The following is a 22448-nucleotide window of genomic DNA, read 5'->3' on the forward strand; positions in this document are numbered from 1 at the left end:
GGCGGCACGGCCGCAGACGCTGTACGGCATCGCGGACTCACCGGTCGGCCTGGCCGCGTGGCTGCTCGACCACAACGACGCCGACGGTCAGCCGGCCGCGGCGGTGGTCGCGGCCCTGGACCGGACGTCGAGCACCACGGGCGACCTCACCCGCGACGAGGTCCTCGACAACATCACGCTGTACTGGCTGACCAACACCGGGGTCTCGGCGTCACGCCTGTACTGGGAGTACCGCGGCGGCTTCTTCGACGCCAAGGGCGTCACCATCCCGGTCGCCGTCAGCGTCTTCCCCGGCGAGCAGTACGAGGCCCCGCGCAGCTGGACCGAGCGCGCCTATCCCGGCCTCGTCCACTACAACCGGGTCGAGCGGGGCGGGCACTTCGCGGCCTGGGAACAGCCACACCTGTTCACCGAGGAGCTCCGCGCGGGCTTCCGGTCGCTGCGCGGACCCGAGATCCCCCGAGCGCGGGGCTGACCTGCACCGACCGTCGAGAGGACGGGCCGATGACATCGCGAACGTCGCCACGCCGGCTCAGCCTGGCAGGAGACCGGCTACCGGTTCACGACCGACGCATCCTCGGCGTTCGCCACGACGTGGACCGCAGCCCCCGCGGCGGCGCCGTCGATGCCGACGTCGGAAGCGTGCAGCTCTGCCTCGACGAGCCGATCCGCGCCCCGGCCTCGACCAGCCGACCGGCCCGCCGATGGCCCACCTCGATCAGCTCCCCGTCGGTGTCCGAGGCGTCCTCCTTCCGCAGGAGGGCAGGAAATCGATGGGAGCCCGCCGCGAGCCCAGCACGGGATGGCTCAGGGACTTCCGACTGGCCCGAGGGGCCGCCAACGGTGCGACGGTGGTGCCGACACCGCCAGGGGGAGCTTCGAGGAGGTGAGCGCGTGGAGGGCGCGCCTGTGTCCGTGGCGATCGTGGGCAGCCGCACGGAGGGGGAACTGATCGTCGGCTTGCTGCGCAGTCACGGCCTGAGAGCAGACATCGCAACCGACGATGCCGGAGGACAGTACCCACAGCTGCAATTGGAGGGCGTTCACGTGCTGGTTGCCGCCTCGGACGCAGCCGCGGCCCGTCAGCTGCTCTCCCCCGCCGCTGAGTCGACCGGGCCGGTCTCCAGCGGCTGAATCCGGTGGGTGGTCGCCGACACGGCCGCGCAGCGGTCGTGGACGCGCCCTACCGCCGGACCTGCCGCTGCGGCCCGTGCCGGGCATAGCGTCGATCAGTGCTCGATCCCGGGACGCTCCGCCGGCAGAGACTGCGCAACGTCACACAGGCCGTCCTCCTGCTCGTCGGCTTGATCGGCACGGCCGGTGTGCTCGCCTGGGTGCTGTTCGGCCCGACAGGCCTGCTGTGGGCGCTCGTCATCGGCGTGCTCGTCGGTGCACTGCGGCCCCGGGCGCCGACGCGGACCCTGCTGTCGATGTACGGCGCGCTACCGGTGGGCCCCAGCACGGCTCCGAGACTGCTCCGGATCGTGCAGGAACTCTCGGAGCGGGCCGGGCTCGCGAGCACGCCGGCCCTCTACTACGTGCCGAGCACGATCCCCAACGCCTTCGCGGTCGGGCGCGGAGACGACGCGGCGATCGCGGTCAGCGACGGGCTGCTGCGCATCCTCACCACCCGCGAGGTGGCCGCCGTCCTGGCACACGAGGTGAGCCACGTGCGGTCCGGCGACACCACGATCATGAGCCTGTCGGACACGGTGGGCCGCTTCGTCCAGGGTCTCTCCTACGTCGGCGTCCTGTCGATCTTCATCACGCTGCCGATGACACTCGGTGGCGACCCGGAACTGCTCCTGCTCTCCCTGATCCTGATCGCCCTGCCGACCGTCGTGACCCTGTTGCAGCTGGCACTCTCCCGGACCCGGGAGTACGACGCCGACCTCGAGGCGTCGACCCTGATCGGGGATCCGGAAGCCCTCGCCTCCGCCCTGGAGGCCCTCGAGCGCAGCGCCGGCCGGATCTGGGAGCGGCTGATGGTGCGGCGCGGCCGGGTGCCCGATCCCCTGCTGCTCCGGACCCATCCACCGACGGCCGAGCGCGCACGGCGCCTGCGCGAGCTCGTGCCGCACCGGCCCCAGCGGGTGCTGGGGGACGACCGCCCGGCGGCACCACCCGTGGACGTCCCGAGCGTCGTCGGACCGCCGAGGTTGCGCTTCCCAGGCGTGCGGTGGTGATCAGCCCCTGACCGACGGGATGGAGAGGTGCCTGTCAACGGCGAGCGACGTCCGGTGACCACGGCGGCGACCGGACCCAGCGCCGCCCGGGTCACGACTGCTTCCCGGCCTGCTGCTCGGCCGGCGTGTCGACTCGCAAGTCCCCCCGGGCGCCGCGGAACCGCAGCGGCTGCATCGCGGCGAGTTCGTCCTCGGTGGCGGTCCGGAAGGGCGGTGTGGACGGCGCCTCGACGGCGCGTCGGCCCTGGCCGCGCGTGGCCCGGAGGCTGGCCGCGACGGAGACGCCGATGATGAGGCTGATGACCGCGAGGCTGACCGCGGTGGGCACGTAGAAGAGGTCCACCTTCAGCATCATCTTGACGCCCACCCAGATGAGGACGAGGGCCAGCCCGGTCTTCAGGTAGACGAAGCGGTGGATCAGGTCGGCGAGCAGGAAGTACATCGCCCGCAGGCCCAGGATGGCGAAGGCGTTGGCGGTGAAGACGAGGAACGGCTCGTCGGTGACGGCGAAGATCGCCGGGATGGAGTCGACGGCGAAGACCACGTCGGTGACCTCCACGAGGACCAGCACCGCCAGCAGCGGGGTCGCGAGCAGGGCGCCGTCGCGCCGGATGACGAACCGTTGCCCGTGGTATGCGTCGGTCATCGGCACGTACCGGCGGAACAGCCGAAGCGCTCGCGACTTGTCCGGGTCCAGGTGCTCGTCGCGCTGACGGATCATCCGGTAGCCGGTCCACAGCAGGAACGCCGCGAACAGGTACAGCACCCAGCCGAAGCCGGCGATCAGCACCGACCCGCCGGCGATGAACAGCCCGCGGAAGACCAGGGCGCCCAGGACGCCGAAGAACAGCACGCGGTGCTGGTACTCCCGAGGCACCGCGAAGTACGTGAAGATGATCGCCCAGACGAAGACGTTGTCCACGGCCAGCGACTTCTCGATCAGGTATCCGGCGAAGTACTGCTGACCGAACTCGGCGCCGTGCGCCCACCACACCCAGGCGCCGAAGGCCATCCCGAGCGCCACCCACACGGCCGACCACACCGCGGCCTCGCGCACGGCGATGACGTGCGCGCGGCGGTGGGCGAACAGGTCCACGGCCAGGATGCCGACGATCAGGCCGAGCACGGCCAGCCAGAGCCACAACGAGACGTCCACGAGCCATCCCTCCGGTCGATGTCACCGACCGGAGGTCTCTCCCGGCGCCCCTCCGGGACGCCCGCCCCGCCGAGCGCCCTTCGGCGCCGTACTGACGACGGAGCGTTGGGGGATACTCCCCTCCGTGAGATAGAGTGAACCACACTTCACCTGTCGCCTGCCACCAGAACCCGTGAGGAAGTGCCGTGGCCGAGGGAGTCGAGGCGCCGCGCCGCCCGCCCTGGACGTTCCTGACCAACCACGGTCACGTGCTGCTGACAGTCGCGGCGGATCCGGACGCCCGCGTCAAGGACATCGCCGACCGCGTGGGTGTCACGCAGCGAGCGGCGCTGTCGATCCTGCGCGACCTGGAAGACGGCGGGTACCTGACGCGCAGCCGCCGCGGCCGGCGCACGCACTACGAGCTACGTCCGCACCAGCACTTCCGGCACCCCAGCACGGCCGCGCACGAGGTGGACGAACTGCTCGCCATCTTCGCCCCGGACGGCGGGTGAGGACTCCCCGTCCATCTCCGCCGACGTCGCTGGACAGCACGGCCGCTGTTGCTCGGGAGAGCACACCGTGAACATCCTCGACATCGCCGTCTCCGGTCGCACGAGAGCACCGTTGCACGGCTGTACCAGCGCGATCGTCCGGGGCAACTCAGGCCTGCGCAGCCGCCTTCCGTGACGCCAGGGCGGTGACCGCCACAGCCGCCAGGCCCGCCGCCGCGAGCGCAGCGAGCCCAGGCTCTCCGGCACCCGACGTCGACACGGCGACGCCCAGCAACGCCCAGCCGGCCGCCAGAGTGAACCCCAACTGGCCGCCGAACAGGCGCGCCCCCGCACAGGCGGTCAGCGCGGCACCGGCCACCAGCAACGCCCAAGGCCACGGTGGCATCGCCCGGCAGCAGCGTGGCCGCGTTCAGCCACACCGCCGCCGCGCTCCAGCCGGTGTAGACGCCCAGCGTCCCGCCGAGCAGCACCCGTGTCAGGCGGTCGGCAGGTGTGCGCAGCACCGTCCACAGGCTCCACGCCAGCACGCCGAGCATCACCAGGAACACCGGGAGCGTCAGAGCCGGCGCCGTGGCGGCGGCGAGCAGCCAGACGACGAAGCCGACCTGGGCCACCGACACCGGTACCTGCACCGCCGTCCACGGCGCCCGGGTGGCCCGCAGCAACGGCAGCCCCCACAGCGCCGCGGCGACCGAGCCGAGGACGACCACGCCCCAGACGGCGAAGAACGGGCCGGGCGGCACGACGACCGGATCCGCCCCGTTCCCCTGGTCGAACCCGGCGACCAGCGGGCTCACCGCCTGCGCTGCTGCCGTGCCCAGCAGCAGCCAGCGTGCCCGACGACCGCGACCGGCCCGCACGGACGCGTCCACAGCCCCTCCCTCACCCCGCTGGTCCGGGAACCCACTCCCCTCCTTTACGTCGGAGGGGGTGCGCAGATGCACGTGATCTCCTGGGGCAGAGATGCGAGAGCCGACAGCACCGGGCCCCGGTCGGTGTGACTCAGCGCCGCCGCAGGGCGCCGAGCACGGTCTCGGTCACCAGCCGCTGGGCGTCGGCCGGCGCCACGCGGCCGGTGCGCAGGCCGTCCGCGGCTCCGACGATGAGCCAGGTGACCGCGACGACGGCCCAGTCCGCGGGGAGGTCCACGCGGAACTCGCCGGCCTCCTGGCCGCGGCGCACCAGCGCGCGCAGCCGGTCTTCGGCGCTGCGAGCCTGCTCCAGCAGCCGGTCCTCCACGACCTCCTCGAGCGGCTGCAGCGCCAGCAGGCCGTACCGGGGAGCCAGGGCGACGAGGTGTGCGAGCACCCGGCGAAGGGCCTCGGGCGCCGGCCCCCGCTCGGGCTCGGCCCGGTCCACGTCCCCGACGTAGGCGTCCAGCGCTCCTGCTGTTCGTCGCCGCGGTTCGCCGGCTGGGCACGGGACGCCGCCGGGAGGTGCGGCTGCCGTCCTGGTTCGGTCCGTGGACAGCCGCGCCCGTCGGCGTGATGGTCACCGTCGCGGACCTGCCCAACGCCTTCCCGTACCTGATCGCGATCGAGCGACTGCTGGCAGCCGACGTCGCGACCACCCCGGCGCTGACCACCCTCGCCGCTTACGCGTTCATCTACTGCCTGCCGTGCCTGGTTCTGCTCGCGGTCGGAGTGGCCTGCGGCGAGGGGGTCCGGACGCGTCTGCGTGCCGTGCAGGAGCGCCTGGGCCGCAGCAGGCCCGAGGGCCGCAACACCACCCAGGCCGCCCTGCTGGCGCTGTCTGCTGCCGCGGTCGGGAGCATCGCCGTCCTGGCGTGAGCCCCGCCGGGGTGGGCCGCGGGCCGGCCGGCGTGCGTCGCAGCAACGTGCGCGGGAGAGATGGCCGCAGGCACCCGTGCGACCTGCGCCGGCGTGCGGTACGCCGTCTCCTGGTCGCTGAAGGGAGTCGAGCGCCTGAAGGTGTCGCAGCAGCCGTGCGTCCCGTCTCGGGCAGGCACCCACAGTCGGTGAGCACCGTCTGGCGGTGGCCGACATCCTCAGAGCGGGTCGATCCAGTCGCCGGTCGCCCGGACCGGGGTTAGCGTGGGTGACCGGTCCAACAACGGAGCCGCCTGCAGCAGCAGGACCTTCGGCGGTCGACGCTCGGCCGCCGACGCCACGCGCTCACCACCGAGGTGATGCGTGACCGCCGAATCTGCCTGCGCCGCGGGAGCCGCCGATGGGCGGGACCCATCGTTCACCGTCGATCTCGACCTCATCGGCGGACGCCTGAAGTTGACCGGACCGCTGGAGCGGGACACCACCCACCTCTTCCACGACGCGGTCGTGACCCTGCTCGTCTGCGACCGCCCCCGGTGGACGGTCGACCTCAGCGAGCTGACCGCGTGCGGGCGCACGGGGGCGCATGTGATCGCCGGCGCCCGCCGGTGGGCCCAGCGGCAGAACCGCCGCATGATGCTGGTCGGAACGCCGTTGTGGCTGCAGCGGGAGCTGACCCGGCTCCAACTGCACCACCGTCCGGTTCCTGACGTCCCGGGCGTGGTCACTGCTGCAGGCGGGGCCACCGCCGATGCGGCACCCACCGCCGCCGAGCGAGCCCGGCCCCTCGAGCGACCGTGAGCCGCGAGCGGAGGTGTCCGCCGAGGGCGTGCAGCTGGGGATGCGGTGACCGGGCCGCACGAGGTGGGATCAGCCTCGGCCACCCGGGTGCCGCCGAGCCGGAGCCGGCGCCGCACCGCCGATCCTGGCGGCAGGCCATGAGAGCCGGCACCGGGGGCGCCGAGCACGGGCAGGCGCAGTGGACCGTCGGCGCCGACGCGGTCGTGCCCCGGCGGTGGGAAGACGAGTGGGTGGACATGCCCACCGGCCGGTTGCACGCCGTCGGCGGGAACGGGCTCATCACCGGCCGAGCCCTCTGCCTTGCCCCGGTGACACTCCTCGATCCCGCGGACTGGGCGTGGCCCGACGACGGCACCGAAGAGTGGCCACCCTGCCGGAGCTGCGTGGCGATGACCTGCTGACTCGTGCAGCCACGGTCGGCTCCAGCAGCTCGTCCGGCACCCGTCACGAGGGCGGGCCCGTCCCTCGTCATCGGCAGCGGCGTTCCCCGTCTCCGCTGGCGGTCGCCTCGAGCGGTCGGGGCCGGCGCCGCCGGGGGCCGGGCACCTCGGACGAGTCCAGGGGCGCCCGCCGCGCCGCTCATCGCCCCGGTCAGTCGCCCAGCCGGCTCCCGTCGCCGACGTCGAAGAGGTGCACGTGGCCGCGCCGGGGGGTCACGTGCAGGACCTCCCCCTTCTGCGGAGGCCGGCGCCCGTCGACGCGGGCGGTGATCTGGTGCTCCCCGTCCCCGAGCCGGGTCCGGCCGTACACGTACGCGTCGGCGCCGAGCTCCTCCACGACGTCGACCTCCACCGCCAGACCGTGGTGGGCGACCTCCAGGTCCTCCGGGCGCACGCCGAGGACGACGGTGGACGAGGATGCCTCCTGGAGGACGTCGCGGGCCACCGGGTAGACGTCGTCGCCGAAGCGGACGCCACCCTCAGCGAGCGGCAGCGTGAACAGGTTCATCGCCGGGGAGCCGATGAAGCCGGCCACGAAGACGTTGCGCGGCCGGTCGTAGAGCTCCCGGGGCTTGCCCACCTGCATGAGGAGCCCGTCCTTGAGGACGCAGACCCGGTCGCCCATGGTCATCGCCTCGACCTGGTCGTGCGTGACGTAGACGGTGGTGATCCCCAGCCGGCGCTGCAGCTGGGCGATCTGGGTGCGCGTCTGCACGCGGAGCTTGGCGTCGAGGTTGGACAGCGGCTCGTCCATGAGGAAGACCTGCGGCTTGCGGACGATCGCCCGGCCCATCGCCACCCGCTGCCGCTGACCACCCGACAGCGCCCGCGGCCGCCGGTCCAGGTACTCCTCCAGGTCGAGCAGGCGGGCTGCCTCCCGGACGCGCTCGGCGATCTCCTGCTTGCCGACCTTGGCCATCTTCAGCGCGAAGCCCATGTTGTCCGCCACGGTCATGTGCGGGTACAGGGCGTAGTTCTGGAAGACCATGGCGATGTCGCGGTCCTTGGCCGGCACGGTGCTCACGTCCCGGTCACCGATCAGGATGCGCCCGCCGTCGACGTCCTCCAGGCCGGCGAGCATGCGGAGGGAAGTGGACTTGCCGCAGCCCGACGGGCCCACGAGGACCAGGAACTCGCCGTCCTCCACCGTGAGGTCGAGCGCGTCGACTGCTGGCCGCTGCGCGCCGGGGTAGACCCGTGTCGCCTCGTCGTAGGTGACCGATGCCATGTCCTGCTCCTCATCTGCTCCCCCGGCGGCGTCGCCGGGGTCTGGTGTTGTCCGGTGGTGGTGCAGCCGCGCGCTGCGGCGGGTGGATCAGGTGCGTTCGGCGGTGGGGGCGCGCACCTCGGCGTAGCGCCCGCCGCACATGCACGAGCGGATCGGCCTCGTGGACCTCGGTCCCGGCGGCGCGCCACGGCAGCGGCGCCGCGCCGCCTCCAGGCGGCGGGGTCGACCTCGGTGCCCTCGGGGTGCGGCGCCCGGCCCTCGCGGACCAGCGCGCCGCTGCCGGCGTCCCGGACGACATGTGGGTTCCTCTCGCGAGCGGTACGGCTGGTGGCCGGGGTCGGTGGTCGATCTCGCGGTCAGCGGAGGGAGACCGCCGTCCAGGAGACGGGCGGCAGGGTCACCCCGAGCGTGCCGCCGACCACCGCTGCCCGGGTGTTGGGCTGCAAGCGGACCCGGTCCTGCCGGTCGGTCGTGTTGGCCGCGTGTGGGTCCGGGTCGCAGAGCATCAGCGTCTCCTCGATGGTGCGCACACCCAGCGCCGTGAGGTCGACGGAGACCTCCGCCTCCTCCGTCTGCGAGCGGTTCACGAGGAACAGCGCGGCCACGCCGGCATCGGCGGTGGCGGCAGCGTCGATGACGGGGACCCGGCCGTACTCGGCGGTGTCGTAGTCAGGGCCGTCGACGCCCACCCGGAGGGCGACGCCGCGCGCCAGCCGTGCGGTGGTCGCGAACGGAAAGAACGTCGACTTGCGCCACGCCGGTCCCTGCGGCTCCGCCGCGATCGGGGCGATGACGTTGACCAGCTGGGCGATCGAGGCGCTGGTCACCCGGTCCGCGTGGCGGAGCAGCGACATCAGGAGACTACCCACGACGACACCGTCCGCCACGGTGTAGGGGTCCTCGCTGATGGCGGGCGCGAGGGGCCAGTCGCCGATGTCCTTCGCCAGGTCGGCCGACACCCGGGACAGGTACCAGACGTTCCACTCGTCGAAGGAGACGTTGATCGTCTTCGGGCTCCTCCGCACGGCCTTCACGTGGTCGGCGGTGGCGACGACCGTCTCGATGAAGCGGTCCATGTCCGTCGCGGAGGCGAGGAAGGAACCGAGGTCGCCGTCCTTCTCCTCGTAGTACGCGTGGCAGGAGATGAGGTCCACGTCGTCGTAGGCGTGGGTGAGGACGGCGCGCTCCCACTCGCCGAAGGTCGGCATGGTCGCGCCCGACGAGCCGCAGGCGACGAGCTCGAGGCCGGGATCGACCTGGCGCATGGCCTTCGCGGTGCGGGCGGCCAGCTTGCCGTAGTCGTCCGCGGACCGCTGGCCGAGCTGCCACGGACCGTCCATCTCGTTCCCGAGGCACCACATCCGGACGTCGAACGGCTGCGGACGCCCGTTGCGGATCCGCTGTTCGGCGAGCGTGGTGCCGGCAGGCACGTTCGCGTACTCGAGCAGGTCCAGCGCCTCCAGCGTGCCGCGGGTGCCGAGGTTCAGAGCGAGCATGAGCTCGGCGCCGACCTTCTCCAGCCACGAGGCGAACTCGTGCAGCCCGACCTCGTTGGTCTCCGTGCTGTGCCACGCGAGGTTGAGCCGGACGGGGCGGTTCTCACGGGGCCCGACGCCGTCCTCCCACCGGAACCCGGAGACGAAGTTCCCGCCGGGATACCGAACCGTCGTCACCCCCATCTCCTTGACGAGGTCGATCACGTCCCGGCGGAAGCCCTCCTCGTCCGCCTCCGGGTGCCCCGGCTCGTGGATGCCGCCGTAGACGCCGCGTCCCATGTGCTCCACGAAGGCGCCGAAGAGCCGACGGGACACCGGGCCCACCGGTCGGGCCGGGTCGACGGTGAGGCGTGCGCGCAGCATCAGACGCCCTGCCCCCGCGGTGCGGACCGCTCGCCGGACGCGGTCTGCCGGGAGGTGGGCACCTCGAGCCGGCTGCGGAGCCAGGCCAGCTGCGCACGCTGCTGGAAGCCCTGACCACCCTCGTGGTCGTTGAACGGGTAGACCTCGATCTGCTTGGGCCCGCCGTAGGAGTGGTACGCCGCGAAGACCGTCGACGGCGGGCAGATCTCGTCCATGAGCGCGACGGAGAACAGTGCCGGCGCGGACGACCGGCGGCCCAGCACCGCGCCGTCGAAGTAGGCGAGCGTCCGGAAGACGCGGTCCACGCGGTCGCGGTGGGCCTTGAGGTACCGCACGATCTCGCCGTACGGGTCCCCGGGAGCGATGCGCGCGGCCCGCGGGAAGTCGCAGAGGAACGGCACGTCGGGCATGACCGCCCGCACTCCGGGGACGAGGGCCGAGACGGCCAGCGCGATGCCGCCGCCCTGGCTCACGCCGGTCACCGCGACGCGGTCGCCGTCGACCTCGGCGTGGCCGCGCAACACCTCGACGGCCCTCGCGGCGTCGGTGTAGACGCGGCGGTAGTAGTAGTCGTCCGGCGACAGCACGCCCCGGGTCATGAACCCCGGCTGGGCGGCCGCGGAGCCCACCGGGTCGCCGGTGTCCCCCACGGACCAGCCGCTCCCCTGCCCGCGCGTGTCCACCACGAGGTGGGCGAAGCCCGCCGACGCCCAGAACACGTGCTCGTGGGGCAGCCCGCGCCCGCCGTTGTAGCCCTGGAACTGGACGACCCCGGGCAGCGCTCCGTTCCCGCGCAGTGCGCGCGCGGGCAGGTGCAGCCAGGCGCGGACCTCGGACCCGTCGGAGCCGGCGAAGGACACGTCGTGGGTCTCGACCGTCACGAGCCCGCTGTCGACCGGGGTGCACGACACGTCGAGCGGCCGCTCGGCCGCCTCGTCCAGGGTCGCCTCCCAGAACTGCCAGAGGTCGTCCGGTGCGGGGAGCTCCGGGCGGTAGCGCCGGAGCTCCTCCAGCGGGAGGTCGGTCTGCGGCATCAGCCGTCGCCCCCGCCGCCGCGAACCCCGTCCTCGACGACGCTCTCGGCGTGCAGCCGGCGCTCGAACCCGACCGTGCGGCGGCTGCCCGTGAGCGTGAACCGCAGGGTCTCCCGCACGTCGGCGCTGGAGGCACCCACCCGCAGCTCCACCGCACCCGGCTCGACGATCCGCCTGCCGTCCCGCCCGGTGAAGGAGGTGAGGTCGGCGTGCAGGCTGAACCGGACGGTCGCCGCCGACCGCGGCGCGAGATCGACCCGCCGGGCGGCCAGGAGGGCCTGCACCGGCCGGACCACCTCGGCGACGGGATCGTGCAGGTAGACCTGCACGACCTCGGTCACCTCGCGGTCGGTGTCGTTGCGGAGCTCGACCTCCAGCTCGCTGGTCCCGTCGGTGTCCCACTCCGATCCGGTGACCGCTCGGACCCCTGCCCAGGTCGCCGAGCCGTATCCCAGCCCGTGCCCGAAGGGGAAGAGCGGGGTCGGGTCCACCGTGCTCACGTCGGTGCGCCGGCCCAGGGGCGCCGCGAGGTAGGTCGCCGGCTGGCTGCTCTCCGCGCGCGGGAAGCTCACCGGCAGCCGGCCCGACGGGGCCACCCGCCCGCTGAGGACGTCCGCCATCGCCGGACCGCCCTCCTCACCCGGGAAGAACCCGCACACCACCGCGGCGAGCCGGTCGACCTGGCGGGACAGCTCGTAGGGGCGGCCGGCGAGCAGGACGAGCACGACAGGTCTCCCGGTCCCCAGCAGGGCCTCCAGCAGCTCCTCCTGGCGGCCGGGGAGGCGGAGGTCGACGGCGTCGCAGCCCTCCCCGGAGGTGCCGTTGCCGAACAGGCCGGCCTGGTCACCGAGGACGGCGACGCACACGTCGGCGTCGGCCGCGGCGCGCACGGCGGCCTGGATGCCCTCGTCGTCGCCACCCAGCACCGGGCAGCCCTCCGTGACCACGACGTCGTACGCGGCCGGATCCGCCCGCAGCGCGTCGGCGAGCGTCGGGATGTCGACGCCCACAGGCACGTCCGGGTGGTGCACGCCGACGTGCATCGGGAACGAGTAGCAGCCGAGCATGGCCTGGGCGGTGTCGGCGCGGGGACCCACCACCGCCAGCCGCAGCCCGGCCCGCAGGGGCAGCGTGCCGTCGTTGGCGAGCAGCACGATGGAGCGGCGGGCGAGCTCCGCCGCGACGGCACGGGACTCCGCCGAGTCGAGCTCGACCTCGCCGTCGAGGACGGCCGGCGAGTCCGGCGACCAGTCGGCGTCGAGCAGACCGAGCTCGCACTTCTGCAGCAGCACCCGGCGCAGCGCCCGGTCCACCAGGCCCTCGTCCACCGCCCCACTGCGCACCGCCTCGACCAGCGGCTCGCCGTAGCAGGCCACGGTCGGCAGCTCCACGTCGATGCCCGCCTCCAGGGCACGCCCGGCCGCCTCCCCCGGGGACGCGGCGACGCCGTGCAGGGTCTGCAGGAAGGCGATCGAGAAGTAGTCGGCGACCACGGTGCCGGTGAACCCGTAGGTCTCCCGCAGCAGCGTCGTGAGGAGCGCCGGATCCGCGGCCGCGGGCACGCCGTCGATGTCGGTGTAGGAGTTCATCACCGACCGGGCACCCGCCCGCAGCGCCATCTCGAACGGCGGGAGGAGCACGTCGGCGATCTCCCGGGGGCCGGCGGAGACCGGGGCGAGGTTCCGCCCCGCCCGGGAGGCGGAGTAGCCGACGAAGTGCTTCAGGGTCGCCACGATGCCGCTCGACTGCAGACCGCGGACGTAGGCGCTGCCGATGGTGCCCACCAGGTACGGGTCCTCGCCCATGGTCTCCTCGACCCGTCCCCAGCGCAGGTCCCGGGCGACGTCCAGGACCGGGGCGAGCCCCTGGTGGACGCCGAGCCGGCGCATGCCCTGCCCGATGACCGCGCCCATCCGCTCGACGAGGTCCGGGTCGAAGCTGGCCGCCCAGCACAGCGGCGAGGGGAAGGCGGTCGCCGTCCACGCCGCGAGGCCGGTCAGGCACTCCTCGTGCACCAGCGCCGGGATCCCGAAGCGGCCGGCCGCCACGATGGCCCGCTGGCTCTCCGCCAGACCCTTCGCGCCCAGCAGCGGATCGACGGGCGCCGTCCCGAACGGGCGGGTCAGCTGTCCGAGCCCGCTGCGGATCAGCTCGTCCCAGTCCACCGGCGCCGCGGCCATCTCGTGCTGGTGCGGGGCGACCTCGCCGGCGGTCGCATCGATGCCCACCCAGACGCCGTACAACTGGGCGACCTTCTCCTCGAGTGTCATGCGCCGGATGAGGTCCGCCACCCTGTCCTGGGCGGGGATGGTCGTGTCCCGCCAGGGCGCGGAGCCGAGGTCGTCGTTGGTGCCCATGCTGTTCGGAAGTCCGTCCTGTGTCGTTCGTTGTCGGTTGCGGCCTGGGTGGGTGCGGCGGTCAGGCCAGGGTGACCTCCGACAGCGGCGCGTCCGGCCGCAACTCCCAGGACACGGAGCGGTCCCCGACCGACACCGTGTAGTCCCCGGGCCAGCCGCGCACGGCGACCCGCCCCTCGCCGTCGGTCCGCAGCCGGGTCGGCGCCTGCCACCACTCGCCCTTGACGAGGCCCCGGAGCGCGTCGTAGGCCGGCTTGGGGCTGCCGTCGGCGCGCACCAGCCCCGCGGGGGCGCCGAGCCAGGACCCCCGGTCGGTGATCCCCCAGTACGTCACGGCCTGGACCGAGGGGTGCGAGAGCAGCGTCCGGTAGTGGCGGACGACGTCGTCGGCCTGCCGCTCCTCGCCCTCCGGCGTGGAGGGCCACTCGTCGACCTGGTGGTCGTTCAGGTCCACGATCTCCGGTGGCATCAGGTCCCCGGACACCAGAGTGGTCTCGGTCCAGTGCAGCGGGAGGCCGTAACGGGCGAACCGCTCCAGGACCTCCTGGGTCCGCTCCTCGCCCCAGTAGCCCTGGTGCATGTGGCTCTGCAGGCCGATCGCGTCGACCTGCACGCCGGCCTCGAGCACTCCCTCGATCAGGCACTCGTACGCCGTCGACAGGTTGAAGTCGTTGAGCAGCAGGGTCGTCGCGGGGTTCGCCCGGCGCGCCTCCTCGAAGGCGAGGCGGATCGTCGGGATGCGACCGATGCGACGACACAGGCGGGTGACCGCGTTCTGCCGGTCCTCGTTCGCGAAGACCGGCATGATCACCACCTCGTTGATCGCATCCCACGTGTCCACCAGGCCCGCGAAGGACGTGACCTCACGCCGGATCCTCGCCCGCACGATCTCCTCGACGTCCTCGTCGGAGTACTCCCTCAGCCAGTCCGGCGCGAGCGTGTGCCAGACCAGCGGATGGCCCTTGACGGACACGCCCCGCTCGCGGAACCACGCGGCGGCGGACTGCAGGCGGCGGGTGTCGGGGTGCCCCTCCAGCGGCTCGAACCCGGCCCAGTAGAACGGGAGGGTCGCGGTGTTGAACAGGTCGAGCCACAGGTCCTCGAGCCGCTCGGCCGCCTCCGGGTCGGCTCCGCCGAAGACGTTCTCGCGGGACTCGCCCCGCTCGTCGTTGGCCAGTCCCACGAAGTCGAAGCCGATGTTGCCGAAGGCGAAGTCGTGCCGAACCTGCTGGACCACCACGTCCCTGTCGGCACAGGGCGAGCCGTCGGCGGAACGTACGACCAACGTGGCTCCGGTGCACCGGACGGCGTCGACAGCTGTGGAGCAGGTCACTCCGAAATCGTTATCGACAACGATTGACAGCGCAAGCCCTTGCTGCGACCTTCGTGAAATGTGTTCCACGCCACCACGGCGTGCGGAAGGACGAAGGGGTCAGACATGCGGCGTTCGGGGCGAGCAGCTCTCTCGGTGCTGTGCAGCAGCGCGGTGCTGCTGACGGCCACTGCCTGCGGCGGTGGCGACAGCAGCGCCTCGGGAGGCGACGACAACACGATCACCTGGTGGCACAACTCGAACAACGAACCGGGCAAGGGCTACTACGAGCAGGTGGCCGCGGACTTCGAGGCCGCCAACCCGGGCGTGGAGGTCGAGGTCGTCGCCATGGCGCACGAGGACATGGTCGACAAGCTCGAGGCCGCCTTCCAGAGCGGCGACGTGCCGGACGTCTACATGGAGCGCGGCGGCGGTGAGCTCGCCGACCGCGTGGAGGCCGGCCTGGTCCGCGACCTGTCCGAGGACGCGGCGGAGGAGATCGACAAGATCGGCGGCTCCGTGGCCGGCTGGCAGGTCGAGGACCAGACCTACGCGCTGCCGTTCTCCGTCGGCGTCGTGGGCTTCTGGTACAACACCGAGCTCTTCCAGCAGGCGGGCATCACGGCGCCACCGACCACGATGGCGGAGCTGGCCTCCGCCATCGACACACTGAAGGGCGCCGGCATCACGCCGATCTCGCTCGGCGCGGGCGACAAGTGGCCCGCCGCCCACTACTGGTACTACGCGGCGGTGCGCTCGTGCTCCGAGGACGTGCTGACCGACGCGGTCACCAGCCTCGACTTCTCCGACCCGTGCTTCGTCCAGGCGGGCGAGGAGGTCCAGTCGCTGATCGACAGCGAACCCTTCAACCCCGGCTTCCTGACGACGCCGGCGCAGGAGGGTGCCACGTCGGCCTCCGGCCTGCTCGCGACCGGACAGGTCGCGATGGAGCTGACGGGCCACTGGGAGCCCGGCGTCATGCAGGGCCTCACCGAGGACGGCCAGGGCCTCGGCGCCAAGACCGGCTGGTTCCCGTTCCCGGCGATCGAGGGCGGCGAGGGTGACCCCGAGGCCCAGCTCGGTGGTGGCGATGCGTGGGCCGTCGCGCAGGAGGCTCCGGATGTGGCGGTCGACCTCGTGAAGTACCTGCTCTCCGACGAGGTGCAGCAGGGCTTCGCCGAGAACGACATGGGTCTCCCGACGAACCCTGCCGCTTCGGGCTCCGTCTCCGACCCGGCGCTCGCCCAGCTGCTCGAGGTCCGCGACGCGGCGCCGTACGTCCAGCTGTACTTCGACACCGCGTTCGGGGCGTCCGTCGGTGGTGCGATGAACGACGCGATCGCGCTGCAGTTCGCGGGCGAGGCGACGCCGCAGGACATCGTGGACCAGACCCAGCAGGCCGCCGACCAGGAGCAGTGATCCGACGATGACCTCCCAGGGCGCCGTGACGGCGGCGGACCCGGGGGCAGCGGTCACCCGGCGCGCGGAAGCGCGCCGGGTGACCGGCCGGTCCGCTCGTGGGACCGGCCGCCCCGGTCGTGACAGGAACCGGAAGCGCCTGGAGATCCTCTTCTTCGTGGCGCCGGCCCTGGCGCTGATGGCTGTCTTCGTCGTCTACCCGGTCTTCTCCGCGGCCCGGATGTCGTTCTACCGCTGGAAGGGCTTCGGCCCGATGGTGGACTTCGTCGGCCTGCAGAACTACGCCCGGGTGCTGGCCGACGACGTCTTCACCGACGCCGTGACGCACAACTTCATCATCGTCTTCGCGTCGATCCTGGTGCAGCTGCCGCTGGGGCTGGCGCTCGCGCTGCTGCTCAACCGCCGCATCAGGGGGCGGGGGCTGCTGCGGACGATCATCTTCGTCCCCTACGTGCTCGCCGAGGTGATCGCCGGCGTCGTGTGGTTCCAGCTGCTGCAGCCCCGGTCCGGCCTGATCGAGGCCGTGCTGACGTCGGTGGGGCTGCCGGTCCCCGAGCAGGGCTTCCTCGGCACCCCCGATCTGGCCTTGGTCACGGTCTTCGTCGTCCTCACGTGGAAGTACCTCGGTCTGGCGGTGCTGCTCTTCCTCGCCGGGCTGCAGGGCGTCCCCGACGAGCTCCACGAGGCGGCTCAGCTCGACGGCGCCTCGTGGTGGCAGGTCCAGCGCCGCATCGCGATCCCCCTGCTCGCGCCGACCATCCGGACCTGGTGCTTCCTGTCCATGATCGGGTCGCTGCAGCTGTTCGACATGGTCTGGATCTTGACCGGCGGTGGCCCGGCGAACGCGACGACCACGATGGCGACCTACCTGGTCAGCCAGGGCACGCAGCGCAGCAACTTCGGGATCGCCGGCGCGGCGTCGGTCGTGCTGTTCCTGATCGGGTTCGTGATGGCTGTCGCGTACCAGTTCCTGGTGCTGCGCCGCGACACCAAGGCCGACGCGTGAACGCGGTGGAACAGGCGAACGAGAGGAGGTCCCGGTGATGGCACGACGGGCGACGACGTACGGGCGGGGTGGCCCACTGGTCTACCTGGTGGCGCTGGCGGTCGTGGCGCTCACGCTCGGACCGGTGCTCTACGGCGCGCTCGGCGGCTTCCGCAGCAACGAGCAGCTGGCGCGCGACCCTGCCGCGCTCCCCGACCCGTGGCTGCTGCGGAACTACGAGGGCGTCCTGAGCAACTCGGACTTCTGGCGCTACGCGCTGAACTCGACGGTGATCGCCCTCATCACCACGGCGATCGCGGTACTGGCGGGCGTGATGGCCGCCTACCCGCTGGCGCGCTACCAGTTCAGGTTCCGGGAACCGCTGTTCATGGTCTTCGTCCTGGGGCTCCTCTTCCCGGCGGCCGTCGCGATCGTCCCGCTGTTCATCCTCGTGACGCGCGACCTGCAGCTCGGCAACACCTGGTGGGGCATCGCGCTGCCGCAGGCGGCGTTCGCGCTACCGACCACGGTCGTCATCCTGCGTCCCTTCCTCATGGCGCTGCCGAAGGAGATCGAGGAGGCGGCCATGATCGACGGCGCTTCCCGGATCGGCATCTTCTGGCGGATGGCGCTGCCCCTGTCGATGCCCGGCCTGGTCACGGTCGGCGTCCTCGCCTTCGTCGCCTCCTGGAACGCCTACCTCCTCCCGCTGCTCCTGCTCCAGGGGGAGATGCGCACCCTGCCGCTGGGCGTGGCGGACTACTCGACCGAGCACTCGGCCGACACCGCGGGGGTGCTGGCGTTCACGACCATCGCGATGATCCCCGCGCTCATGCTGTTCCTCGCCATGCAGCGGCGCATCGTCAGCGGGCTGCAGGGGGCGGTCAAGGGCTGAGAGCAGCCATGGGGCCGCGGGGGGTTTCAGCTCGTGGCCTCCGGCGCCGATGTCCTGTAGAGCGAGGGCCTGGCAGCCTGACCGTCGAGGGCCTGACCGAGAAGAGGTTGACCATGGAGCTCGACTCATCCCGGAACGACGTCGTGGGCTCGGACCTCCTCGTGGGTCCGAGCGGCGGGTCCGACGGCGTCCGCGTGCCGTCGCTCCGCGGGCGCGTGACGATGCAGCAGGTGGCGGCGGAGGCCGGTGTCTCGATCTCCACCGTGTCGAAGGTCATCAACGGTCGGTACGGCGTCTCGGCCGAGACCGTCGACCACGTGAACCAGGTGATCGACCGGCTGGGCTACGAGGCGAGCCTCGTCGCGCGCAGCCTGCGGAACCGTCGTACCAACGTCGTGGGTGTGCTCGTCATGGACTTCGAGCCCTTCAGCACCGAAGTCCTCAAGGGGGTCGCAGACGCGATCCACGGCTCCGGCTACGAGCTGATCGCCTACTCCGCCGGCGGACACGTCGAGGCGCAGGTGGGCTGGGAGCGTCGGTCGCTGACCCGGTTGATGGGGAGCCTCGTCGACGGCGCCGTCCTGGTCACGCCGACCGTGACGGAGGTGCAGGCCGACGGCCCAGTGGTGGCGGTCGATCCGCACACGGGTCCCTCGGGGGTGCCCTCGGTCACCGCGGACAACCTGCAGGGGGCCCGGCTCGGCGTGGAGCACCTGATCGGGCTGGGGCACACCCGCATCGGCATGATCACGGGTCGTTCGGACCTGCTGTCCGCGCAGCAGCGGGAACAGGGCTATCGCGAGGCGCTCGTCGCCGCGGGGCTGCCCGTGGACGAGGCGCTGGTGCGGTCCGGCGGCTTCGAACCGGAGATCGCGCGCGAGGCGGCTCGCGAGCTGCTGTCGCGCCCATCCCCGCCGACCGCGGTCTTCGCGGCGAACGACCTCTCGGCGCTGGTGACGCTGGAGCTCGCGGCGGAGCTCGGGATCGACGTGCCGCGTCAGCTCTCGGTGGTCGGCTTCGACAACATCCCGGAGTCCGCTGTCGCCGATCCCCCGTTGACCACGGTGCAGCAACCGATCCGGCGGATGGGCAGGGAGGCCGCCGACATGCTCCTAGCGCTCATCTCCGGCGAGGCGGTCGCCGATCTCCACCGCACCCAAGCCACCTCCCTCGTCCTCCGCGCGTCCACCTCGCCTCCGGGGCAGGCCTCCTGACAGAGTCATTGCGCCAAGCGACGGCGTTCGGCCATGCGAGTGCGGCGACGGTGCGTTGTCGTCGCCGAGGCAAGCCGAGCTGGGCACGCTCGCAAGGCCTCCTGTGGCCGCCTCGCACTCCGATCGGCGCAGGCGCGCGCAAGACGTCCGCGGTCGAGAGACGTAGCAGCCGCCCCAGCCGGTCGGACGAGCACCGGGTGCCTTCCGACAAGGGCGCCCTCTCCGACTGTCGCCGCCTTCCCCCGCGACCAATGACTACCGTGAGCGGGGGTCATGGCAGTACGGGCAATGGCCCTCTGCGGGCACTCCGGGCGCGAGAACTCGCCCGATGACCCACCCACCTACGCTCACCCAGGACCTGCGGGTTCGCCGCTGTGAACAGCGCTAGCAGGAGCATGGCGCCGACCTCGTCCTCGACGGCGGACCCCGCGCTCCGGCAGCCGCGCGGCGGGCCACGCCACGTAATCCCGCGGCAGCGGCTCGACGACCACTGCGAAGTCGACCGTCGTCAGCCTGCCGCTCGGAAGAACGGCGGGCGTTCATGATGCGCGCCTCTCTCCAGCCGGGCCCCCGACCTGGCTCGCGCTCTCGGCGATCGAGACGAGCTCGTCGCGCGTGGGGCCTTCGGCCGTCGGCTGACGCCAGCCGGTCTCGTAGACGGCGCGGGCCAGCGGCTCGGCGACAGCCAACGACGCCGGCAACGCCGTCATGGCCAGAAAGCCGGCGACGTGGGGTCCGATCCGGGGGTCGGCTTGACCAGCCGCGACGATGGCGGCCGAGGTCAGGGGCTGAGTGAGGTCGAGGTCGTGACCTTGCCAGCGGCGTACCGACTCGGCGTCGAAGGCGAGGTGGTCCTCGACCCACGGGAGGATCCAGGTGTCACACCAAGCGCCGAACGGAGCTGCGATGCCGACGGGGTCGGCGCCCGTGTCGAGCAGCTGCAGGAGTGCGCCGATCTGCATGCTGGCCATGGCGAGCCCTCGGCCCGCCGTGGGCGCCGTGGTCGCGACTGCGTCGCCGACGGCAACCAGACCGGGCCGGCAGAGCTGTCGCCGGTAGATGTTGAGCAATCCGCCACCGACGATGACGCCGCTGGTGGGCGTGGCGACGCGGGCGTCGGTCCATTCGGCCAGCCCCGGAATCGCACGGCACGCGGACTCGAAGGCGCTCTGGTGACGGAGGGCGCCCAGGCCGGCGTCAGCTCTGGGTCGGATGATCACGATCGAGACGTGGCCGTGTTCGTGGGGGAAGGCGTAGCAGTCGTACCCCTGCAATCGGGCGCTCCAGGCGAAGGGGGTGGTCACAGCACCCGACGTCGCGCCCAGGTGTCGGCGGTAGGTCCGGGACACATAGGCCATGCCGACGTCGCCGCGAACGTGCGGCGGCGGCGTCAGCCGGGAGAGGCGGCCGCTTGCATCGACGACCAGGTCGGCGCTCACTGTCGACCCGTCCACGACCGCGCCCACGACCTGACCGCCCCGCTCGACGAGGCCGTCGACGTGGCCGACCGCGACCGTCAGCCCGTCGACCTCCGCCGCCGCCCGGCGGAGGGCTCGCTCGTAGGTGACGCGACGGGACCGCACCCCAACCGCCGGCGTCCGAGCGGCGGGGACGGGCAGGTCGATCGGTTGCGCACCGAGATCGAGCCATGCCTGCCACGCCTCGGGCCACTCGGCGAGCAGCAGGTCGCGCACCTGCGGGCGGAATCCGTGCGCCTGCTCGAACTGCATGACACCACGGCGCCGCCACGAGCCGTCGGGAGCAGGGCCCGGGTCCCTGTCGATGGCTGTGACCCGATGGCCGCGCCGGGCCAGGACTGCGCCGAGGGTCAGACCTGTGGGCCCGGCACCGACGATGATGACGTCCATGCTCTCACCTTCGTTACACTGATGAGGTGTTGATTACACTACTAGTGTCGTCAAGCCGGACGACGCGGCGCGCGGAGCTGCGCGCATGACGGACGACCGCCGCCCGTACCGCTCCGCTCTGCGCGACGAGCAGTCGCGGGCCACACGCCGACGGATCGTCGACGCCGGAGCCGCACTGTTCGTCGAGAGCGGCTATGTCCCGACCACGATCGACGCCATCGCGGAGCGCGCAGGGGTCAGCCGCAGGACCGTCTTCACCGCGGTCGGCGCAAAGGCCGCCGTGCTCAAGCTCGCCTTCGACTGGACGCTGGCCGGCGACGACGCACCGGTGGCCATCGCAGACCGGCCCGAGGTGCAGCGGATGATGCAGGGCGGCGACCCCGCGGAGCTACTCGCCGCGTGGATGGCCATGAACGCCGCCATCAACAGGCGGCTCGCCACGCTCCACCACGTCCTCGTGGTGGCAGCCGACGCCGACCCGGACGCAGCAGCCCTCCTCGCCACGACCGACGACCAGCGGGCCGAGGGCGCCCGAGACGTCGTCGGCCGCGTCGCCGACCTCGGCGGGCTCCGGCCCGACCTCGATCTCGAACGAGCTGCCGCCATCGCCGACGTCCTGATCGATCCGACGCTCCACCAACGCCTGGTCGGAACATGGGGCTGGACGTTCGAGACCTACGTCGAGCACCTGCAACGGATGGCGGCGGTGTCACTGCTGGGGTAGCAGTACGAGCGACGGGAGGCACCGCCCGGAGGTAGCGCGCCCCCTCGGACGTCGGCCGCTCGTCTGCAGACGTCCACCGCAGTGGCAGTGGCTCGGACGAGAGCGGAGAGCAGCGTCTGCTCGACGCCCGGGTGTCCAGCGGCGGTCAGTCGGTCACGGCTGCGCGCGAGGTGGACGACACTGCGTCAGCGCCAGCGATGCCGCGCCCGTGGCAACGAGCCCGAGGACGACGCGGACGTGGTGCCAGCGCGTCCATCTGCCCAGCAGTTGCGTCGTCTCCGGCCCTGTCAGCTCCCCCGCCACGAACCGGTGGTTGGCCGGCTCGTTGACCGCCGCGGTGATCGCGACGACGCCCGCCACGGCACCCGCGGCCACCACGGCGGCCGGGGCGCTCCGATGACGTGCGGTGACCTGGGCCGCCGCCGAGGCCGCACCGGAGAGGACGGCGCCGGCGCCCAGCGGGACCATCAGCGCGCGGATCCGACCCGAGTGCGCGGTGAACCACTCCCGGAACTCGGCCGGTGAGGTAGCCCGCCAGAACGGGACGAGGACGAACTCGATCAGCAGCATCCCGCCCGCCAGCAGCCCCGCCGTGACCGCCGCGAGGAACGCGAGCGACCGCGACCAGGTGTCCCCCGCCGCTCGCGTCGGGTGCGCCGACCGCGCGCGACGGAACCTGACCGGCG

The 22448-nt window shown here is 72.4% G+C and carries 21 protein-coding genes and 1 pseudogene; 12 read left to right on the top strand and 10 right to left on the bottom strand.

Annotated features, from left to right (window positions below; genetic code table 11):
• The 3 genes and pseudogenes from ACI79D_RS14500 to ACI79D_RS14510 all read left to right on the top strand — a co-directional run.
• Positions 1–475 (top strand): annotated as a pseudogene (locus tag ACI79D_RS14500) (epoxide hydrolase); the annotation flags it as partial.
• A 440-nt stretch (positions 476–915) separates the two neighbouring features.
• A complete protein-coding gene (locus ACI79D_RS14505) occupies positions 916–1134 on the top strand; it encodes a hypothetical protein (RefSeq protein WP_456919124.1) in 219 nt (72 codons plus the stop codon).
• Positions 1135–1232: 98 nt separating this feature from the next.
• Positions 1233–2186: a zinc metalloprotease HtpX gene (locus tag ACI79D_RS14510; RefSeq protein ID WP_456919125.1), complete on the top strand. Its 954-nt coding sequence runs from the start codon at positions 1233–1235 to the stop codon at positions 2184–2186.
• A gap of 91 nt (positions 2187–2277) precedes the next feature.
• Here the strand turns inward: ACI79D_RS14510 and ACI79D_RS14515 are convergent, their stop codons facing one another.
• On the bottom strand, positions 2278–3342 hold the full coding sequence (locus tag ACI79D_RS14515) for a TerC family protein (protein ID WP_456919126.1): 1065 nt from the start codon (positions 3340–3342) through the stop codon (positions 2278–2280).
• 185 nt (positions 3343–3527) lie between these two features.
• Between ACI79D_RS14515 and ACI79D_RS14520 the strand changes: the two genes are divergently transcribed.
• Positions 3528–3836 (top strand): helix-turn-helix transcriptional regulator, encoded by a 309-nt coding sequence (locus tag ACI79D_RS14520; protein WP_456919127.1) that lies wholly within the window; start codon positions 3528–3530, stop codon positions 3834–3836.
• Positions 3837–3984: 148 nt separating this feature from the next.
• On the opposite strand, the gene ACI79D_RS14525 is transcribed toward ACI79D_RS14520, so the two are convergent.
• Both ACI79D_RS14525 and ACI79D_RS14530 read right to left on the bottom strand, forming a co-directional pair.
• Positions 3985–4200, bottom strand: coding sequence for a hypothetical protein (locus ACI79D_RS14525; RefSeq protein WP_456919128.1), 216 nt, complete (start codon positions 4198–4200; stop codon positions 3985–3987).
• Between the two features lie 638 nt (positions 4201–4838).
• The gene (locus ACI79D_RS14530; protein ID WP_456919129.1) at positions 4839–5195 is read right to left on the bottom strand and encodes a hypothetical protein; all 357 of its coding nucleotides are present in this window, start codon (positions 5193–5195) and stop codon (positions 4839–4841) included.
• A gap of 128 nt (positions 5196–5323) precedes the next feature.
• On the opposite strand from ACI79D_RS14530, the gene ACI79D_RS14535 reads away from it, so the two are divergent.
• The 3 genes from ACI79D_RS14535 (at position 5324) to ACI79D_RS14545 (ending at position 6828) form a co-directional block, all read left to right on the top strand.
• Complete coding sequence (locus ACI79D_RS14535) at positions 5324–5626, top strand: hypothetical protein (protein ID WP_456919130.1); 303 nt, start codon at positions 5324–5326, stop codon at positions 5624–5626.
• Between the two features lie 363 nt (positions 5627–5989).
• The gene (locus ACI79D_RS14540) at positions 5990–6427 is read left to right on the top strand and encodes an STAS domain-containing protein (RefSeq protein ID WP_456919131.1); all 438 of its coding nucleotides are present in this window, start codon (positions 5990–5992) and stop codon (positions 6425–6427) included.
• Positions 6428–6564: 137 nt separating this feature from the next.
• Positions 6565–6828, top strand: a complete 264-nt coding sequence (locus tag ACI79D_RS14545) for a hypothetical protein (RefSeq protein WP_456919132.1) — start codon at positions 6565–6567, stop codon at positions 6826–6828.
• 190 nt (positions 6829–7018) lie between these two features.
• On the opposite strand, the gene ACI79D_RS14550 is transcribed toward ACI79D_RS14545, so the two are convergent.
• The 5 genes from ACI79D_RS14550 to ACI79D_RS14570 all read right to left on the bottom strand — a co-directional run bounded on the left by ACI79D_RS14550 (position 7019) and on the right by ACI79D_RS14570 (position 14582).
• Positions 7019–8095 carry an ABC transporter ATP-binding protein gene (locus ACI79D_RS14550; protein WP_456919133.1) on the bottom strand — a complete coding sequence of 359 codons (1077 nt, stop codon included), beginning with the start codon at positions 8093–8095 and terminating at the stop codon, positions 7019–7021.
• Between the two features lie 356 nt (positions 8096–8451).
• Positions 8452–9954, bottom strand: a complete 1503-nt coding sequence (arfA, locus tag ACI79D_RS14555; protein WP_456919134.1) for an arabinosylfuranosidase ArfA — start codon at positions 9952–9954, stop codon at positions 8452–8454.
• Complete coding sequence (locus ACI79D_RS14560; RefSeq protein ID WP_456919135.1) at positions 9954–10988, bottom strand: acetylxylan esterase; 1035 nt, start codon at positions 10986–10988, stop codon at positions 9954–9956. Before ACI79D_RS14560 ends, arfA begins: the two co-directional genes overlap by 1 nt.
• Positions 10988–13345 carry a beta-xylosidase/alpha-l-arabinosidase gene (locus ACI79D_RS14565; protein WP_456919136.1) on the bottom strand — a complete coding sequence of 786 codons (2358 nt, stop codon included), beginning with the start codon at positions 13343–13345 and terminating at the stop codon, positions 10988–10990. The genes ACI79D_RS14560 and ACI79D_RS14565 overlap by 1 nt, the downstream gene beginning before the upstream one ends.
• A 61-nt stretch (positions 13346–13406) precedes the next feature.
• Entirely contained in the window at positions 13407–14582 is a 1176-nt protein-coding gene (locus ACI79D_RS14570; protein WP_456919137.1) for an endo-1,4-beta-xylanase, read from the bottom strand.
• 231 nt (positions 14583–14813) lie between these two features.
• Here ACI79D_RS14570 and ACI79D_RS14575 point away from each other — a divergent pair, with 231 nt between their 5' ends.
• The 4 genes from ACI79D_RS14575 to ACI79D_RS14590 all read left to right on the top strand — a co-directional run bounded on the left by ACI79D_RS14575 (position 14814) and on the right by ACI79D_RS14590 (position 19170).
• Entirely contained in the window at positions 14814–16076 is a 1263-nt protein-coding gene (locus ACI79D_RS14575) for an extracellular solute-binding protein (RefSeq protein WP_456919138.1), read from the top strand.
• A gap of 157 nt (positions 16077–16233) precedes the next feature.
• The gene (locus ACI79D_RS14580; protein ID WP_456919139.1) at positions 16234–17082 is read left to right on the top strand and encodes a carbohydrate ABC transporter permease; all 849 of its coding nucleotides are present in this window, start codon (positions 16234–16236) and stop codon (positions 17080–17082) included.
• A 37-nt stretch (positions 17083–17119) separates the two neighbouring features.
• Complete coding sequence (locus tag ACI79D_RS14585) at positions 17120–17956, top strand: carbohydrate ABC transporter permease (protein WP_456919140.1); 837 nt, start codon at positions 17120–17122, stop codon at positions 17954–17956.
• A gap of 221 nt (positions 17957–18177) precedes the next feature.
• Positions 18178–19170 (top strand): LacI family DNA-binding transcriptional regulator, encoded by a 993-nt coding sequence (locus tag ACI79D_RS14590; RefSeq protein ID WP_456919253.1) that lies wholly within the window; start codon positions 18178–18180, stop codon positions 19168–19170.
• Between the two features lie 539 nt (positions 19171–19709).
• On the opposite strand, the gene ACI79D_RS14595 is transcribed toward ACI79D_RS14590, so the two are convergent.
• Positions 19710–21038: an FAD-dependent oxidoreductase gene (locus tag ACI79D_RS14595; protein ID WP_456919141.1), complete on the bottom strand. Its 1329-nt coding sequence runs from the start codon at positions 21036–21038 to the stop codon at positions 19710–19712.
• An 85-nt stretch (positions 21039–21123) separates the two neighbouring features.
• On the opposite strand from ACI79D_RS14595, the gene ACI79D_RS14600 reads away from it, so the two are divergent.
• A complete protein-coding gene (locus ACI79D_RS14600; RefSeq protein ID WP_456919142.1) occupies positions 21124–21762 on the top strand; it encodes a TetR/AcrR family transcriptional regulator in 639 nt (212 codons plus the stop codon).
• Between the two features lie 153 nt (positions 21763–21915).
• Here the strand turns inward: ACI79D_RS14600 and ACI79D_RS14605 are convergent, their stop codons facing one another.
• Positions 21916–22332: an anthrone oxygenase family protein gene (locus tag ACI79D_RS14605; RefSeq protein WP_456919143.1), complete on the bottom strand. Its 417-nt coding sequence runs from the start codon at positions 22330–22332 to the stop codon at positions 21916–21918.
• Between the last annotated feature and the right edge of the window lie 116 nt (positions 22333–22448).

This window comes from Geodermatophilus sp. SYSU D00708, from assembly GCF_054050115.1.

Coding starts and splice junctions, on each gene's coding strand:
- ACI79D_RS14545 (WP_456919132.1), top strand. CDS start 6,565: ATGAGAGCCGGCACCGGGGGCGCCGAGCACGGGCAGGCGCAGTGGACC.
- ACI79D_RS14550 (WP_456919133.1), bottom strand. CDS start 8,095: ATGGCATCGGTCACCTACGACGAGGCGACACGGGTCTACCCCGGCGCG.
- ACI79D_RS14590 (WP_456919253.1), top strand. CDS start 18,178: ATGCAGCAGGTGGCGGCGGAGGCCGGTGTCTCGATCTCCACCGTGTCG.
- ACI79D_RS14565 (WP_456919136.1), bottom strand. CDS start 13,345: ATGGGCACCAACGACGACCTCGGCTCCGCGCCCTGGCGGGACACGACC.
- ACI79D_RS14595 (WP_456919141.1), bottom strand. CDS start 21,038: ATGGACGTCATCATCGTCGGTGCCGGGCCCACAGGTCTGACCCTCGGC.
- arfA (WP_456919134.1), bottom strand. CDS start 9,954: ATGCTGCGCGCACGCCTCACCGTCGACCCGGCCCGACCGGTGGGCCCG.
- ACI79D_RS14585 (WP_456919140.1), top strand. CDS start 17,120: ATGGCACGACGGGCGACGACGTACGGGCGGGGTGGCCCACTGGTCTAC.
- ACI79D_RS14560 (WP_456919135.1), bottom strand. CDS start 10,988: ATGCCGCAGACCGACCTCCCGCTGGAGGAGCTCCGGCGCTACCGCCCG.
- ACI79D_RS14535 (WP_456919130.1), top strand. CDS start 5,324: ATGGTCACCGTCGCGGACCTGCCCAACGCCTTCCCGTACCTGATCGCG.
- ACI79D_RS14605 (WP_456919143.1), bottom strand. CDS start 22,332: ATGCTGCTGATCGAGTTCGTCCTCGTCCCGTTCTGGCGGGCTACCTCA.
- ACI79D_RS14600 (WP_456919142.1), top strand. CDS start 21,124: ATGACGGACGACCGCCGCCCGTACCGCTCCGCTCTGCGCGACGAGCAG.